Raw genomic sequence first — 14,965 nt, forward strand, 5'->3', positions numbered from 1 at the left:
AGACTGGAGCGCATTCCGGCAGCCGCAGCGCTCGTGCCTGCCGCGTCGTGTGACGAAGTCGAAGCTCATCAGGAAGATCCATGAAGACAATCCGTAGCCTGCTGGTCGCCAACCGTGGCGAAATTGCGATCCGCGTCCTGCGTGCCGCCTCCGAACTCGGGATGCGCACGGTCGCGATCTACTCCAACGAGGACCGCTTCGCGCTGCACCGCTTCAAGGCGGACGAGTCCTATCTCGTCGGCGCCGGCAAGAAGCCGATCCAGGCCTACCTGGACATCGAGGACATCATCCGCGTGGCGCGCGAGGCGGGCGTGGATGCGATCCATCCGGGCTACGGCTTCCTGTCCGAGAACCCGGACTTCGCCGCCGCCTGCGCCGCAGCCGGCATCGCCTTCGTCGGGCCGAAGGCCGAGGTCATGCGCCAGCTCGGCAACAAGGTGGCGGCGCGCGAGCTCGCCCAGCGCGCGGGGGTGCCGGTGGTGCCGGCGACCGCCGCCCTGTCTGCGGTGCTCGACGAGGCCCTGGCGCAGGCCGAGGCCGTGGGCTACCCGCTGATGCTGAAGGCGAGCTGGGGCGGGGGCGGGCGCGGCATGCGGGTGGTCGAGTCGGCCGGGGAGCTGCCCGGCGCGCTGGAAGTGGCGCGGCGCGAGGCGGCCGCCGCCTTCGGCAACGACGAGGTGTATCTCGAGAAGCTGGTGCGCCGGGCACGCCATGTCGAGGTGCAGGTGCTGGGCGACACCCACGGCAATCTGGTGCATCTGTTCGAGCGCGACTGCTCGGTGCAGCGCCGCAACCAGAAGGTCGTCGAGCGCGCGCCCGCGCCCTACCTCGACGACACAACCCGCGCCGAGCTGTGCGAGTCCGCCCTGCGCCTGGCGCGCGCGGCTAACTACACCCACGCCGGCACGGTCGAGTTCCTGATGGATGCCGACACCGGGGCGTTCTACTTCATCGAGGTCAATCCGCGCATCCAGGTCGAGCACACGGTGACCGAGGAGGTGACCGGGGTCGACATCGTCAAGGCGCAGCTGCGCGTCACCGAGGGCTACCGCATCGGTGAGGAGGGCGCTTTCGTGCCTGCGCAGGAGGCGATCCGGCTCTCCGGGCATGCGCTGCAGTGTCGCGTCACCACCGAGGATCCGGAGAACGGCTTCACGCCCGACTACGGGCGCATCGGCATGTATCGCAGCGCAGCCGGCTTCGGCGTGCGCCTCGATGCCGGCACCGCCTATTCGGGCGCGGTGATCACGCCCTTCTACGACTCGCTGCTGGTCAAGGTGACCGCCTGGGGGCATACGCCCGACGAGGCGGTCGCCCGCATGGACCGGGCCCTGCGCGAGTTCCGCGTGCGCGGCCTGTCGACCAACCTGCAGTTCCTCGAGAACGTGATCCTGCACCCGGCTTTCCGCTCGGGCGAATGCACGACGCGCTTCATCGACGACACGCCCGAGCTGTTCCGCTTCACCCGCCGTCGCGACCGCGCCACCCGCCTGCTGCGCTTCCTCGGCCAGGTGGCGGTCAATGGCAACCCGGAGATGAAGGGACGCAGCCGTCCTCCGCTGCCGCTGGCGCCACCGATCCGGCCCCGGTGCGACCTGTCGGCGCCGATCCCGACCGGCACGCGCGACCGCCTGAAGGCGCTGGGGCCGCAGGGCTTCGTCGACTGGATGCGCAGCAGCCCGCGGGTGCTGCTCACCGACACCACCATGCGCGACGCGCACCAGTCGCTGTTCGCCACCCGCATGCGCACCTACGACATGCTGGCGATCGCACCCTACTATGCGCGCATGGCGCCGCAGCTGTTCTCGCTCGAGTGCTGGGGCGGGGCGACCTTCGACGTGGCGCTGCGCTTTCTCAAGGAGGACCCGTGGGAGCGCCTGAAGCTGCTGCGCGGCGCAATCCCCAACATCCTGTTCCAGATGCTGCTGCGCGGCTCGAACGCGGTGGGCTACACCAACTACGCCGACAACGTGGTGCGCTATTTCGTCGCCCAGGCGGCGCAGCACGGCGTCGACCTGTTCCGCGTGTTCGACTCGCTGAACTGGGTGGACAACATGCGCGTGGCGATGGACGCGGTGGTCGAGTCCGGCGCGCTGTGCGAGGGCACGCTGTGCTACACGGCGGACATCTTCGACGCCAGCCGGCCCAAGTACGGGCTCAAGTACTACGTGGATCTCGCCCGCCAGCTCGAGAAGGCCGGCGCCCATATCATCGGCATCAAGGACATGGCCGGGGTCGCGCGTCCGCGCGCGATCAGCGCCCTGGTCACCGCGCTCAAGCAGGAGGTGGGCGTTCCGCTGCACTTCCACACCCACGACACCAGCGGCATCGCCGCGGCCTCGGTGCTGGCCGCGGTGGAGGCCGGCTGTGACGCGGTCGATGGTGCGCTCGACGCGATGAGCGGACTCACCTCGCAGCCCAACCTGGGCTCGATCGCCCATGCGCTGAAGGGCGGCGAGCGCGATCCGCAGGTCGACGGCGCCGCGCTGCAGGCGCTGTCGCACTACTGGGAGGGCGTGCGCAATGCCTATCGCCCCTTCGAGCCCGACCTGCGCGCCGGCACCTCGGACGTCTACAAGCACGAGATGCCCGGCGGCCAATACACCAACCTGCGCGAGCAGGCGCGCGCAGTGGGGCTGGACCACCGCTGGCCCGAGGTGTCGGACGCCTACGCCGAGGTCAACCGCCTGTTCGGTGACATCGTCAAGGTCACGCCCACCTCCAAGGTCGTCGGCGACATGGCGTTGTTCATGGTCGCCAACGGCCTCACGGCGGAGGAGGTGGCCGACCCCGACAAGGAAGTCGCCTTCCCCGAGTCGGTGGTGTCGCTGTTCCGGGGCGAACTGGGCTTTCCGCCCGACGGCTTTCCCAAGGCGCTCGAGCGCAAGGTTCTGAAGGGCGAGGCGCCGATCCAGGGGCGGGCGGCGGCGCACATTGCGCCGGTGGATCTCGCGGCCACGCGCGCGGCGCTTGAGGCGCTGATCGAGCGCGACGCGAGCGACACCGATCTGGCGTCCTACCTGATGTATCCGAAGGTCTTCCTCGACTACGCCGCCCATCGCCGCGAGTACGGCGACGTGTCGCGCCTGCCGACGGCGCCCTTCTTCTACGGCGTGCAGGATCGCGAGGAGGTGGCGGTCCACATCGAGCGCGGCAAGACCCTGATCGTGCGCCAGGTGGGGCGCTCGGAAGCGCCCGACGAGGAGGGCAAGATCAAGGTCTTCTTCGAGGTCAATGGCCAGCCGCGCGCGGTGCGGGTGGCCAAGGCCGGCCTCGAGCACGCGGCCAAGAAGGCCCGTCCGCGCGCCGAGGAGACCAACCCCTGCCACGTCGCCGCGCCGATGCCGGGAGCGGTGGTGACCGTCGCCGTGCAGCCCGGGCAGCGCATCGCCAAGGGCGCGCGGCTGGTGTCGATTGAGGCGATGAAGATGGAGACGATGCTGACCGCCGAACGCGACGCGGTGGTGAAGGCGGTGTACGTGAAGCCAGGCGACGTCATTGCCGCGAGAGAACTGCTGGTCGAGTTCGCGTCATGACCACGCACGAGAACGCGTGGGAACCGGGCGTTTCAAGCCGGATCCCGCACGCGTTCCAGGGGCTGGAGACGATCGCCAGGCCGGACTGCGTGTTCCCGGAGGCGGCGCTGATCGACGACTTCGTCCGCCTGACCGGGCTGCCGCGCGAGGAACTGGTCGCCTTCCGGCCCTCGCGCCTGGCGCTGCACGAACTGATTGTGCGCGTGACCGCCGACATCGCGGTACCGGAAGGGCCCACCGAAGAGATCTTCGGGCAGAACTTCCGCCGCATCGCCAGCCACATCCTGGCGCACGAGCTCGCGCCCCATCTGGCGCGCTTCGCCGAGATCCACGCCACGCTGCGTCGACGCGTGTTCGGGCAGGTGCTGGCCATGCTGGACGAGCGGCTCGCGCCGCCGCCCGCGGCGGCGGCCCGTCCACCGTCCCTGCTGGCGAAATGGTTCGGCGCTGCCAAGCCGGCGCCGGTGCCGGACGCCAGACCGGCCGAGCGCGAACACGGCGTGGTCGCCGGCTTCAAGACCGAGGGGCTGGCAGCGGGCGATCCGTTCGAGCGCGCCGTATTCCGCAGCCTGTACCGGGTGCTGGGCGCGGTGCTGGCCTGCCATGGCCGGCTCGGTGCGGACCATGCACTGCTGGCAGAGATGGTCACCCGCCATGTCGGCAACACCTACGGCAGTCGCCTGATCGGTGCGGAGATCGAGCCGCTGATGGCGGCGGCGATCGAGCGCGAGGGCTACCCGCGCGTGCCGATCCGCGCCGCGCCGGTGCTGATCAGCCTGAAGGGCCCGTCGGCGGCGGGCAAGAGCTCGATCCGGCCGATGGTCAAGCGCCTGATGCACGACAACGGCATCGAGCCGGACGGCTACGCCACCATCAGCCCGGACGTGTGGCGCCGCCTGCTGCTCGATTACGAGTCGCTCGGCGAGGCCTACAAGTACGCCGGCCATCTGACCAGCCGCGAGCTGATGGTCATCGACGCCAAGCTCGACCGCTACATCCGCGACAAGGCGAACCGCCTGAATGCGATTCCGCATCTGCTCGTCGACCGCTTCCGCTTCGACAGCTTCTCGACCCAGGAGATCGGCCGCATCCTGCAGCGCACCTATGCGCAGCACGTCTCCACGCTGCACATGTACTTCATCGTCACGCCGCCCGAGGAGACCGTGGAGCGCGGCTGGCAACGCGCGCTCGAACGCGGTCGCTACAAGGCGGTGGAGGACTTTCTCGGCCACTGTGTCGAGGCCTACAGCGGCATGCCGCGGGTGCTGTTCCGCTGGCTCGGCTATGCCAACGCCGACTTCCGCTACTACTTCCTCGACAACCGGGTGCCCAAGGGCCAGTTCCCGACCTCGATCGCGACCGGTACGCGCGATTTCATGGCGATCCATGATCCCCTGGGCCTGATCAACATCGACCGCTACCAGAAGATCAACGTCCATGCGCGCTGCCGGGAGGAGGTCTATCCTCAAGGCGAGGCGATGGCGCTCGATCACAACCTCGGTTTCCTGCGTCAGTGCCTGCGCGCCATTCCGGTCGTCCGTTTTTTCGACGGCCCGGACGGCAGCCCTTATCTCGAGTGGTCCCGGGGGCGTTGCCGGGTGCTGGATCCGGCGCTGCTCGAAACCGTGTTGCGCAGGGACGGCATGGCGACGGTCCTGCGCGAAGTGGCACCAGGCCTGGTCCGATAGGGGCAGGCCGGGCTCGAACAAGACCCAGGAGGAGACATGACGACATTCACCGTGAATGGACGCACGCATCAGCCCGAGGGGCCCTCGGAGATGCCCTTGCTCTGGTATCTGCGCGACCTCGCCGGCCTGACAGGCACGAAGTACGGCTGCGGGCTCGGGATCTGCGGCAGCTGCACAGTGCTGGTCGATGGCCAGGCCGCGCGCGCCTGTCTGCTCCACGTGGGCGAGCTCGAAGGGCGTGCGATAACCACCATCGAGGGGCTGTCGGCCGACGGCATGCATCCGGTGCAGCTGGCCTGGCGTGCGCTCAATGTGGCGCAGTGCGGCTACTGCCAGACCGGACAGATCATGCAGGCGGCGGCGCTGCTGGCGGCGACGCCCAAACCGACCGACGCCGAGATCGACGCCGCGATGAGCGGCAATCTCTGTCGCTGCGGCACCTATCCGCGCATCCGCGCCGCGATCAAGCTGGCAGCGGAAGGAGGAGAGGCATGAACACGCTCAATGCGAACGAGATCGCCAACCTCAGTCTCAGCCGTCGCGATTTCCTGCGCGGTCTCGCCGCCGGCACCTTCGTGCTGGCCACCGGCCTGCGGCCGGCGAGTGCGGAGGAGACCAGATACGGCGCCGAGGCGATGAGCGGCGGCCTGCGCGACGACCCGCGCATATTCCTGTCGATCGAGGATGACGGCACGGTCAGCCTGCTGTGCCATCGCGCCGAGATGGGGCAGGGCGTGCGCACCAGCTGGGCGATGGTGGTGGCGGACGAACTGGAAGCCGACCTGGCGCGGGTCAAGGTGTTGCAGGCGCCCGGCGACGAGGCGCGTTTCGGCAACCAGAACACCGACGGCTCGCGCAGCATGCGCCATCACTTCCAGGCCTTGCGCCGTATCGGCGCGGCGGCCCGGCGCATGCTGGAAGAAGAAGCCGCGGCGCGCTGGGGCGTGCCTGTGGCGGAAGTGCGGGCCACGCAGCACGAGGTGGTGCATGCGGCCAGCGAGCGGCGCATCGGCTTCGGCGCGCTCGCCCGCGATGCGGCGCTGCGCCCGGTGCCGGCGGCCGACACGCTGGTGCTCAAGACCCCGGATCAGTTCCGCTACATCGGCCGCGGCGACATCGGGCTGGTGGACAATGACGACATCACCACCGGACGGGCGATGTACGGCATCGACGCCCGCATCGAGGGCATGGTCCATGCGGTGATCGCCCGTCCGCCGGTGTACGGCGGCACGCTGCGGCGCTACGACGCGAGCCGGGCCCTGCAGGTGCCGGGCGTGCTCAAGGTGGTGCCGATCGAGGAGACGCCGATCCCCTCGGCCTTCCAGCCGCTGGGCGGCCTCGCGGTGATTGCCGACACCACCTACGCCGCCATCGAAGGCCGCGCACGTCTCGACATCGAATGGGACGACGGCCCCAATGCGGGCTACGACTCCGAGTCCTACCGCGAGGCGCTGGCGGGGGCCGCGAACCGGCCGGGCAAGGTGGTGCGCAACAACGGCGATGTCGATGCCGCGCTGGCGGGTGCCGCGCGCCGGGTCGAAGCGACCTACTACATCCCGCATGTCGCCCACGCGCCGATGGAGCCGCCGAGCGCCACCGCGCGGGTCACCGACGAGCTGTGCGAGGTCTGGTCCAGCGTGCAGAACCCAGAGGCGATCCGCAGCGATCTGTCCAAGCGCTTCGCGCTGCCGCTCGACAAGGTGGTGGTGCATGCGTTGCTGCTCGGCGGCGGCTTCGGGCGCAAGTCCAAGCCGGACTTTGCCAGCGAGGCGGCGATCCTGTCGCGCGCGATGGACGGCCGGCCGGTCAAGCTCACTTTCACCCGCGAGGACGACCTGCAGCACGGCTACCTGCACACGGTGTCGGTCGCGCGCCTGGAGGCCGGGCTCGATGCGCAGGGCAGGCCGCAAGCCTGGCTGCATCGCACGGTGGCGCCGACCATCCAGTCCATCTTCGTGCCGAACGCGCAGGAATCCGGCGCCTTCGAGCTGGCGATGGGGGCGGTCGACATGCCGTTTGCGATCCCCAACGTGCGCGTCGAGAACCCGCCGGCGCAGGCCCACACGCGCATCGGCTGGTTCCGTTCGGTGTCCAATATCCCGCACGCCTTCGCGATCCAGAGCTTTGCCGCCGAGCTCGCCGCGGCCGCGGGGCGCGACCCCAAGGACTACCTGCTGGAGCTGCTCGGGCCGGACCGCCTCATCGACCCGGCCTCGGTGTCCGATCACTGGCTCTACGGCGAGGACCCGCAGCGCTATGCCTTCGACACCGCGAGGCTGCGCGGCGTGATCGAGCGCGCGGCGCAGGAGGCCGGCTGGGGGCGCAGCCTGCCGACGGGGCATGGCCTGGGCATCGCCGCCCATCGCAGCTTTGTCAGCTACGCCGCGGTGGTGGTCGAGGTGGCAGTCGACACGGAAGGCAGGCTGACGGTCCCGCGTGTCGATATCGCCTTCGATTGCGGCGCGGTGATCAACCCCGACCGCGTGCGGGCGCAACTGGAGGGCGCGGTGATCCAGGGGGTCAGTTTGGCGACGGTAGGCGAGATCACCTTCAAGGCCGGCCGTGTCGAGCAGAGCAACTTCCACAACTACGAGGTGACGCGAATCGATGCGGCGCCAAGACAGATCCACACCCATCTGGTGACGCCGAGCGGCTTCGACGCACCGCTGGGCGGCGTCGGCGAGCCGGGCCTGCCGCCGGTGGCGCCGGCTTTGACCAATGCGATCTTCGCCGCCACCGGCAAGCGCATCCGGCGCCTGCCGATCCGCAACCAGCTCGCCTGACGCCCAGGAGGTCTGCATGCACAGCACCGATCGGCAGGTCCTGGACGGCGTCAGGCGCTGGGCCGCGGAAGGATACCGATTTGCCCTCGTGACAGTGGCGCGCACCTGGGGCTCGGCGCCGCGCCCGCCGGGGGCGTGGATGGCGCTGCGCGAGGATGGCGCGGTGCTGGGCTCCGTGTCCGGCGGATGTCTCGAGGCCGATCTGATCGAGCGTATGCGGGCGGGTGAGTTCGCGTCGGGCGCAGCAGGCACGCCGGGCGTCCCGTGGGTGCAGGCCTACGGCCTCACGCAGGACGAGGCGCGCCGCTTCGGCCTGCCCTGCGGCGGCACAATGGAACTGCTGATCGAGCCGCAGCCCAACCCGGCCGCGCTCGAGGCGCTGGCGGCGCATATCGCCGCCGGCGAGCTCGTGCGCCGCAGCGTGACGGTGGGCGAGCCGGGTAGCCGCCTCAGCTGTGGGGCGGCGGGCGATCGCCTGCAGTGGGACGGACGTACGTTGACCACGGTCCACGGCCCGGCCTGGCGGCTGTTGATCGTGGGCGCGGGGCAGATCTCGAGCTATCTCGCCCGCGTGGCGCAGGCGCTGGACTACCAGGTCTTCGTGTGCGACCCGCGCGAGGAGTACGCCATCGAGTGGGACGTGCCCGGCGCGACGCTGATCGCGGGCATGCCCGACGACGCGGTGATCGCGCTGCGGCTCGATGCGCACAGCGCGGTGGTCGCGCTGACCCACGACCCCAAGCTCGACGACATGATGCTGCTCGAAGCGCTGAAGTCGCCCGCCTTCTACGTCGGTGCGCTGGGTTCGACGCTCAACAGCGCGCGCCGGCGAGCGCGCCTGCTGCAGTACTTCGACCTGAGCCCGGCCGAGGTGGATCGACTGCATGGGCCGGTGGGGCTGGCGATCGGCAGCCGTACCCCGCCCGAGATCGCGATCGCCATCCTGGCCGAGATGACTGCGGTCCGTAACGGCGTGGCGACGCGAACGGCGCCGACGGCCGAAGGTGCTTCGGCGGCCCCTCCGGCCGCGCTCGCCCGACCTTGTGCATGAGTGGCGAGATCGTCGGCATCCTGCTCGCCGCCGGCGCAGGCCGCCGCTTTGGCGGCGACAAGCTGCTGCATGTGCTGGCCGACGGCACGCCGATGGCGCTCGCCGCCGCCCGCAGCCTGGGCTCGGCCTGCGATCGGGTGGTGGTCGTGCTGCGCGCGGCCGGGCATCCCCTGGCGCGCGATTTCGAGGAGGCGGGCTACGCGCTCGTCGTCTGCCCGGCGGCGGACGGCGGCATGGGGTACAGCCTGGCGGCCGGGGTGCGTGCAGCGCACGATGCGGCCGGGTGGGTGGTGGCATTGGCCGACATGCCTTTCATCCAGCCCGACAGCCTGCGGACGGTCGCCGCCGCGCTGCGCGCCGGTGCAAGCCTGGCTGCACCGACGTTCCAGGGCCGGCGCGGGCATCCGGTCGGCTTTGCCCGCCAATGGCGGGATGCGCTGTGCGCGCTGGTCGGCGACCAGGGCGCACGGCAGATCCTGACTACGCATCGCGAGCAGGTCGTGCTGTGCCCCGTAGATGACGAGGGCGTCCTGATGGACATCGACCGGCCGCAGGACATGCCATGCGGCGCGCGCGGCTGAGAGTCGTGACCGACAGGCGCGTCGGCGCAGCTTGCATGAATTCAGGCCATCAGTGGTGGCCTGGCAGACGCCATCCGGGGACTCATTCCGCCCTTGGGACTGCGCAATCGGCACAGTGGTAGCCGTATTTCGAGGTGCCGCGCACGGCTTGCCGGCGGCCGTTCACGATCCGGCGCCTTCTGCATTTCTGGCACCTGAACGAAGGTAGCGTGACACCCGCAAGCTTGGCGAGGCGGCGCGTTGCATCGCGATATTCTTCGATGCAGTCCTGGCGTGCGGAACTGCTCGTAATGGTCATGCACACTCCTGCGATCGTCAGCGGGCGCTGGTAGAAGGGACCCCGTGTCTCGCAGTGTCTGTGGTCAGGGTTGCAATCCTGTGACGGTCTCGCCTCGTGGCGTCGCGTGCATTCGTGGGCGAAGGCGGTCATGCTGGCGGGAGAGCTCGTGCCATCTCCCGAGCAGGCGTGAATCTGCATGGGCTATTCAGAGAGTTTATGCCTTCATTGTTATCAGGGTAATCGACATGCGCAAAATCATGGTGGCCAACCCCAAGGGGGGGAGCGGGAAGTCGACTTTGGCGGTGCATCTGGCAGCCTGGTTCGCCAGGAACGACGAAATCGTGTATCTCGGGGACTTCGATCGCCAGCAGTCCACACGCCACTGGCTTAAGGGGCGACCGCGCCATCTGGCACCGATCCGTCATTGGGAGACTTCAAGCGACGAGTTGGAGCCGCCACCCAAGGATTGCACGGTGGCGATCCTGGATACGCCTGCGGGCCTGCATGGCAAGCGCCTGAAGGCGGTACTGGGTGAGATGGACAAGATCGTCGCGCCGGTCTCGCCGTCCCGCTTCGACATGCTCGCCAGCCGCGATTTCTTTGAGGAGCTTTCGCTGACGAAGGCCGTGCGCAAGGACCGCGTCGACATCGGCATCGTCGGCATGCGCATCGACCCGCGGACGCACTCTTCACGGCAACTGGTGGAATACCTTCAGCAGTTCGACCTGCCGCTGGTCACCTGCATTCGTCAGGCACAGCGTTACGTGCAGGCGGTCGAGACCGGGGTGACGCTGTTCGACGGTGGCAGCCTTGGAGCAGGCGAGCAGGCGCAGTGGAAGCCCTTGCTCGACTGGCTGGTCAGGCGTCGTTGAGCCGGCTGTCCGAGCCGACCATCACAGGACAGCCTGGCGGCTCGGGCAGAGCGCAAGCTTGGCACTCGGGCTCGGGCGCGTTGCGGGCAGGGCGCCGGTCAGTCTGATACGCCTGCCGTCTCGACGTAATCGGTCAGTTGCCTGATCGCATGCTCGGCATCCGAGGGTGGCGACTGGATGTAGAGCGTGAAGTGGGCTGCGAGCAGCAGGCGCTTCACCTTGGCCAGGATGTCACCGAGCGCTGCATTGGGACCACCGGCGCTGGCGATGCCGTCGTCGATGAGGCGAAACAGCTTGATGAGCCAGTTCAGCGTGTCTTCGACCGAGGCCTGGTGGAAGGGGATGCGCCAGCAGCGGCGGACCTTGCCGGCCTCGACGAAGAACAGGGCAAAAGAGGGATAGTTGATTCGCCGCTTGTCGACGCCGAAGTAGTCCTTCATCAGGCTCGAGAAGTAGTATCCCCGGTCCTTCGTGCTCGGGATGGTCGACGCTGTCAGCATCTTGGCATTGAAGTCCACATCACAGCCGTACTGCTCTTCGTCCCGCACGGCAAAGACCTCGAGATGCTGTCCGGATGCAGTGTCGAGCGCATTCCAGTAGTCGCGCCGGGTCAGCAGGCGGCGCACGGCGACATTGGTCTCGTCGTAGATCAGGGTGCCGAACAGCGTCACCTGCGGGCGCTGGCACAATGCGACAAGATAATCGGCGAGCTGCGACGCGGGGATCGTGCCCAGCGGCACGCGGGGGATGTTGAGTCCCTCGGGCAGGGTCAGCGCCCCGGTCCCTCCCTTGAGCTTGCGCACCAGCAGCTCGCAGACACCGATCACACCCGCGGTGCGCAGATCCACATAGGCGGTCGACCGCGGCAGCCCCGGAATCCAGGCCTCGTCGACCCGCACCGGAAGGAGGTATTCGGCAGCCTGCTCGATCATCCGGTCGAGCGCCGCGCGCCGCTCGACCTTTGGGTAGGACTTCTCGACATAGGCCTGCGACACCAGCACGACCACGTAACGCCCACGCGCCCGATAGGTGTGATCGAGGTATTCGACCAGGTTCCGTCCCCACACCTCGTGCTGGAACTCCTCGTCGAAGAACACCTTGAGTCCATTGGCCGTCGCGATCGCGTGAATGGCTCGTGCATAGTCGCGCTCTGGCGAGGCAAACGACAGCAGCACATCGAACTCGAATTCTTCCGACATGGCGAACTCCTTGAGCGACTCGCCAGTATCGACGTGCAGCTTGCCCGCCGTCCAGCGAGGCACCGCGGCGCTCGCACTCGAATGCCGATGCGGAAAAGGATAAAGCCCTACAAGTCTTTGACTTGAAGGGCTTTATAGGCGTTCTGGCGGACAGGGCGTCCGCATATAATATATCCAAGAACATCCAGAGTGGTCCGCTAACGAAAATTTTTCTTCATTGAAACAGTGCTTTAAGTATGTTCGTTGTACACTGGAGCCCAGTGAAGGCCAAGTGAATCCACCTCTTAAGTGGTGGGCTGAGTGGTGGGCTGTAGAGCACAGGGGAAGAGAAATGCCGCTGACAGCGCTAGAGATCAAGCACGCCAAGGAAGGCATGTACGCGGATGGAAACGGCCTGTATTTGAGAGTTCAGGCCAGCGGCGCGAAGTCGTGGATCTTCCGCTTCCAGCTCAACGGCAAACGCCGTGAAATGGGGATGGGCACGCTGGAGCACAAAACGCCGGTCGAGGCCCGCAGCGAGGCCGCACAGCTCACCGCCCAGGTGCGTGCAGGGATTGACCCCATCGAGCAACGAAAGCAGCTTGCAGCGCAGACCGCGCAAGCGGCCAAGGCTGCAGAAGCCCATGCGGTAACGTTCTCCGATGCTGCTGGGGATTACATCAAGGCCCATCGTTCAAGCTGGAAGAACGCGAAACATGCCGCGCAGTGGGAAACCACGCTAGCGACCTACGCCGCGCCGATCATCGGCAACAAGCCGGTTGCCGAAGTCAGCACTGAAGACGTGCTGTGCATTCTTTCGCCGTTGTGGACCACCAAGACAGAAACAGCCAGCCGCCTGCGCTCGCGCATGGAACTAGTGTTGTCCTACGCCAAGGCGATGCAGTGGCGGCAGGGGGAGAATCCCGCATTGTGGCGCGGACACCTTGACGCACTGCTGCCAGCGCCAGCCAAGGTGAAGAAGATTCGCCACCATCCCGCGCTCCCTTACACTCAGGTCGCCGCATTCATGGTGGAACTGAAGAGGGTCAAAGGGGCCGGGGCGCGAGCGCTTGAGTTCGCCATCCTGACCGCTACCCGCTCAGGCGAGGCGAGATTAGCGAAGTGGGATGAAATCGACCTTGACGCGAAGCTCTGGACGATCCCCGCTGAACGGATGAAAGCGAAGCGGGAACACTGGGTGCCGCTATCTGCCCAGGCCGTCGAACTTATCAAAGCCCTGCCCAAGATCGACGGGAACACCTACCTCTTCCCTGGCGACCGCGACAGAAGGCCGCTTTCAGACATGACCTTGACCGCTGTTACCCGGCGCATGAACGAATCCGATGACAAGGACGCGCCGCCGAAGTGGATTGACCCAAAGTGTGGCGATGCAATCGTGCCGCACGGTTTCCGCAGCACTTTCCGCGACTGGTGCGCAGAGGTGGGCCACTACCCGCGCGAATTAGCCGAGCACGCCCTAGCTCATAGCCTACCCAGTCGCGTGGAGGCCGCTTATCACCGGGGGACAATGCTAGAACGCCGCGCACCGATGATGCAGGAGTGGGGTAATTACATCGACGGGGCAGAAGCCAAGGGTTCGGAAGTCATCCCCTTGAACGCCGCCGCGTAGTTTTTCCCGGTCGCTAACTCGTTTATAAAGAACGTCTTTTTCGATCCATGGGTCACGGTGGCACGGAAGAGACTTGCTTGCGGATTCAAATCTTCGGACTGGGCAACGCAGGCCGCTGCGGGTGATCCAAAGCGAGCCATACACATCCACCAGCAGCCACCGTGCGTCGGCTTTCATCCCGAACTTCATCCGTCTACTGACACGCCACAGGCTGCGGCGGACAAGTGAGCGGCGTCCTCAAAGACCTGGATCATCATCGACCGGTGCAGCCCCGTCCTTCACCCGCTCGATGAAACGCTTCATGGGCTCCGACGGTTCGCCTTGGCGGCGCAGCAGGTAGGTAGAGAGCATCGGTGGGGTGCCGGCCAGGGGACGAATGAGGATGTCCGGGCGCTGTAGCGTCTGCACTTGCGAGGCGATGGCGAAGCCGATGCCGTATCCGGCGCCGACCAGGGTCAGCATCACGCCCAGGGTGGTCACTTCATCGACTACCCTGGGCGGCGTCTTTGCGTCCTGCAGCATCGCTTGAATCTGATGGCGGCAGCCCGATCCCGATTCGGGATGACACAGAACCAGCGGGAATTGCAACGCTTCGGCCAGCGGCACTTGCACGTGCGCCAGCAAGGGGTGGCGTGCGGGCACGATCACCGCCAGCGGATCGGTCCACACCGACTCGGCGACGAGGCCATCATGCACCGCGCTTGACAACGCAAAGCCGATGTCCAGCAGATCGTCATGCAGCATCTTGAGCTGCTGCGCGAATGGGAGCTCGAAGACGCGAATCTCCAGTTCGGGCTCATCCTCGCGGCTGCGAGCCAGCAGGGTTGCGCTCCGGGGCTGCGCCATGCTGTCGCAGATGGCGATGCGCAGATGGCCCTGGTAGCCCTGCGCCGCGGCCTTTGCGCTCCGCACTGCCTGGTCAACGGTGGTCTGCACGCGCCGGCATTCACCGAGAAACACCTGGCCGGCCCAGGTCAACCGCGTCAGGCGTGTGCTGCGGTCGAACAACTGCACGCCGAGCTGGTTTTCCAATTCGCGCATCGCACGCGACAGAGGCGATTGCTCGATGCCCAGGCGCTGGGCTGCACGGGCCAGATGCAGTTCTTCCGCAACTGCGACGAAGTAACGCAGCAATCTGAAATCCATGGCCGCCTCCCGTCTGTTTTCGTCTGGTTCGGGCTCTCCGGCGCCAGCACTTCGATCCAGATCCCGTTAGCATCCCGCTAAATGACACCGCTTCAGGGGCTCATGCTTGCTAGGAGCCTTCTCATCGTCGATTCCCGCGGATCAGGCCGGCGCACAGCCCTGACGGATCGTGTCCCGGGACGTGGTGTAAGAAGCGTCAGCAGAAGCGGTCAGCGGGTCA

General features: G+C 67.3%; 10 protein-coding genes. 8 read left to right on the top strand and 2 right to left on the bottom strand.

The window, feature by feature from the left end; translation table 11 throughout:
• The first annotated feature begins 80 nt into the window (after window positions 1-80).
• From PLC66_RS06015 to PLC66_RS06045, 7 genes are all read left to right on the top strand, one after another.
• Window positions 81-3,536, top strand: coding sequence for a pyruvate carboxylase (locus tag PLC66_RS06015; protein ID WP_324538385.1), 3,456 nt, complete (start codon window positions 81-83; stop codon window positions 3,534-3,536).
• Window positions 3,533-5,224 carry a DEAD/DEAH box helicase family protein gene (locus PLC66_RS06020; RefSeq protein ID WP_324538387.1) on the top strand — a complete coding sequence of 564 codons (1,692 nt, stop codon included), beginning with the start codon at window positions 3,533-3,535 and terminating at the stop codon, window positions 5,222-5,224. The genes PLC66_RS06015 and PLC66_RS06020 overlap by 4 nt, the downstream gene beginning before the upstream one ends.
• Before the next feature lie 36 nt (window positions 5,225-5,260).
• Window positions 5,261-5,719: a (2Fe-2S)-binding protein gene (locus PLC66_RS06025; protein ID WP_324538389.1), complete on the top strand. Its 459-nt coding sequence runs from the start codon at window positions 5,261-5,263 to the stop codon at window positions 5,717-5,719.
• A complete protein-coding gene (locus PLC66_RS06030) occupies window positions 5,716-8,007 on the top strand; it encodes a xanthine dehydrogenase family protein molybdopterin-binding subunit (RefSeq protein ID WP_324538391.1) in 2,292 nt (763 codons plus the stop codon). Before PLC66_RS06025 ends, PLC66_RS06030 begins: the two co-directional genes overlap by 4 nt.
• A gap of 16 nt (window positions 8,008-8,023) precedes the next feature.
• Window positions 8,024-9,058 carry an XdhC family protein gene (locus tag PLC66_RS06035; RefSeq protein ID WP_324538393.1) on the top strand — a complete coding sequence of 345 codons (1,035 nt, stop codon included), beginning with the start codon at window positions 8,024-8,026 and terminating at the stop codon, window positions 9,056-9,058.
• A complete protein-coding gene (locus tag PLC66_RS06040; protein ID WP_324538395.1) occupies window positions 9,055-9,639 on the top strand; it encodes a nucleotidyltransferase family protein in 585 nt (194 codons plus the stop codon). Before PLC66_RS06035 ends, PLC66_RS06040 begins: the two co-directional genes overlap by 4 nt.
• Window positions 9,640-10,164: 525 nt before the next feature.
• Window positions 10,165-10,791, top strand: coding sequence for a ParA family protein (locus tag PLC66_RS06045; protein ID WP_324538397.1), 627 nt, complete (start codon window positions 10,165-10,167; stop codon window positions 10,789-10,791).
• A gap of 98 nt (window positions 10,792-10,889) precedes the next feature.
• On the opposite strand, the gene PLC66_RS06050 is transcribed toward PLC66_RS06045, so the two are convergent.
• Window positions 10,890-12,053 carry a TIR domain-containing protein gene (locus tag PLC66_RS06050; protein WP_324538399.1) on the bottom strand — a complete coding sequence of 388 codons (1,164 nt, stop codon included), beginning with the start codon at window positions 12,051-12,053 and terminating at the stop codon, window positions 10,890-10,892.
• 268 nt (window positions 12,054-12,321) lie between these two features.
• Between PLC66_RS06050 and PLC66_RS06055 the strand changes: the two genes are divergently transcribed.
• A complete protein-coding gene (locus PLC66_RS06055; protein ID WP_324538401.1) occupies window positions 12,322-13,599 on the top strand; it encodes a tyrosine-type recombinase/integrase in 1,278 nt (425 codons plus the stop codon).
• 237 nt (window positions 13,600-13,836) lie between these two features.
• Here PLC66_RS06055 and PLC66_RS06060 read toward each other — a convergent pair whose 3' ends face one another.
• Window positions 13,837-14,745: a LysR family transcriptional regulator gene (locus PLC66_RS06060; RefSeq protein ID WP_324538403.1), complete on the bottom strand. Its 909-nt coding sequence runs from the start codon at window positions 14,743-14,745 to the stop codon at window positions 13,837-13,839.
• Window positions 14,746-14,965 lie beyond the last annotated feature (220 nt).

This window comes from Thauera sp. (assembly GCF_035444905.1).
Taxonomy (GTDB): domain Bacteria; phylum Pseudomonadota; class Gammaproteobacteria; order Burkholderiales; family Rhodocyclaceae; genus Thauera.

What these genes read in the sequence shown, in the direction of transcription:
- PLC66_RS06015 (WP_324538385.1), top strand. Translation starts at nt 81, where the DNA reads ATGAAGACAATCCGTAGCCTGCTGGTCGCCAACCGTGGCGAAATTGCG.
- PLC66_RS06020 (WP_324538387.1), top strand. Translation starts at nt 3,533, where the DNA reads ATGACCACGCACGAGAACGCGTGGGAACCGGGCGTTTCAAGCCGGATC.
- PLC66_RS06025 (WP_324538389.1), top strand. Translation starts at nt 5,261, where the DNA reads ATGACGACATTCACCGTGAATGGACGCACGCATCAGCCCGAGGGGCCC.
- PLC66_RS06030 (WP_324538391.1), top strand. Translation starts at nt 5,716, where the DNA reads ATGAACACGCTCAATGCGAACGAGATCGCCAACCTCAGTCTCAGCCGT.
- PLC66_RS06035 (WP_324538393.1), top strand. Translation starts at nt 8,024, where the DNA reads ATGCACAGCACCGATCGGCAGGTCCTGGACGGCGTCAGGCGCTGGGCC.
- PLC66_RS06040 (WP_324538395.1), top strand. Translation starts at nt 9,055, where the DNA reads ATGAGTGGCGAGATCGTCGGCATCCTGCTCGCCGCCGGCGCAGGCCGC.
- PLC66_RS06045 (WP_324538397.1), top strand. Translation starts at nt 10,165, where the DNA reads ATGCGCAAAATCATGGTGGCCAACCCCAAGGGGGGGAGCGGGAAGTCG.
- PLC66_RS06055 (WP_324538401.1), top strand. Translation starts at nt 12,322, where the DNA reads ATGCCGCTGACAGCGCTAGAGATCAAGCACGCCAAGGAAGGCATGTAC.
- PLC66_RS06060 (WP_324538403.1), bottom strand. Translation starts at nt 14,745, where the DNA reads ATGGATTTCAGATTGCTGCGTTACTTCGTCGCAGTTGCGGAAGAACTG.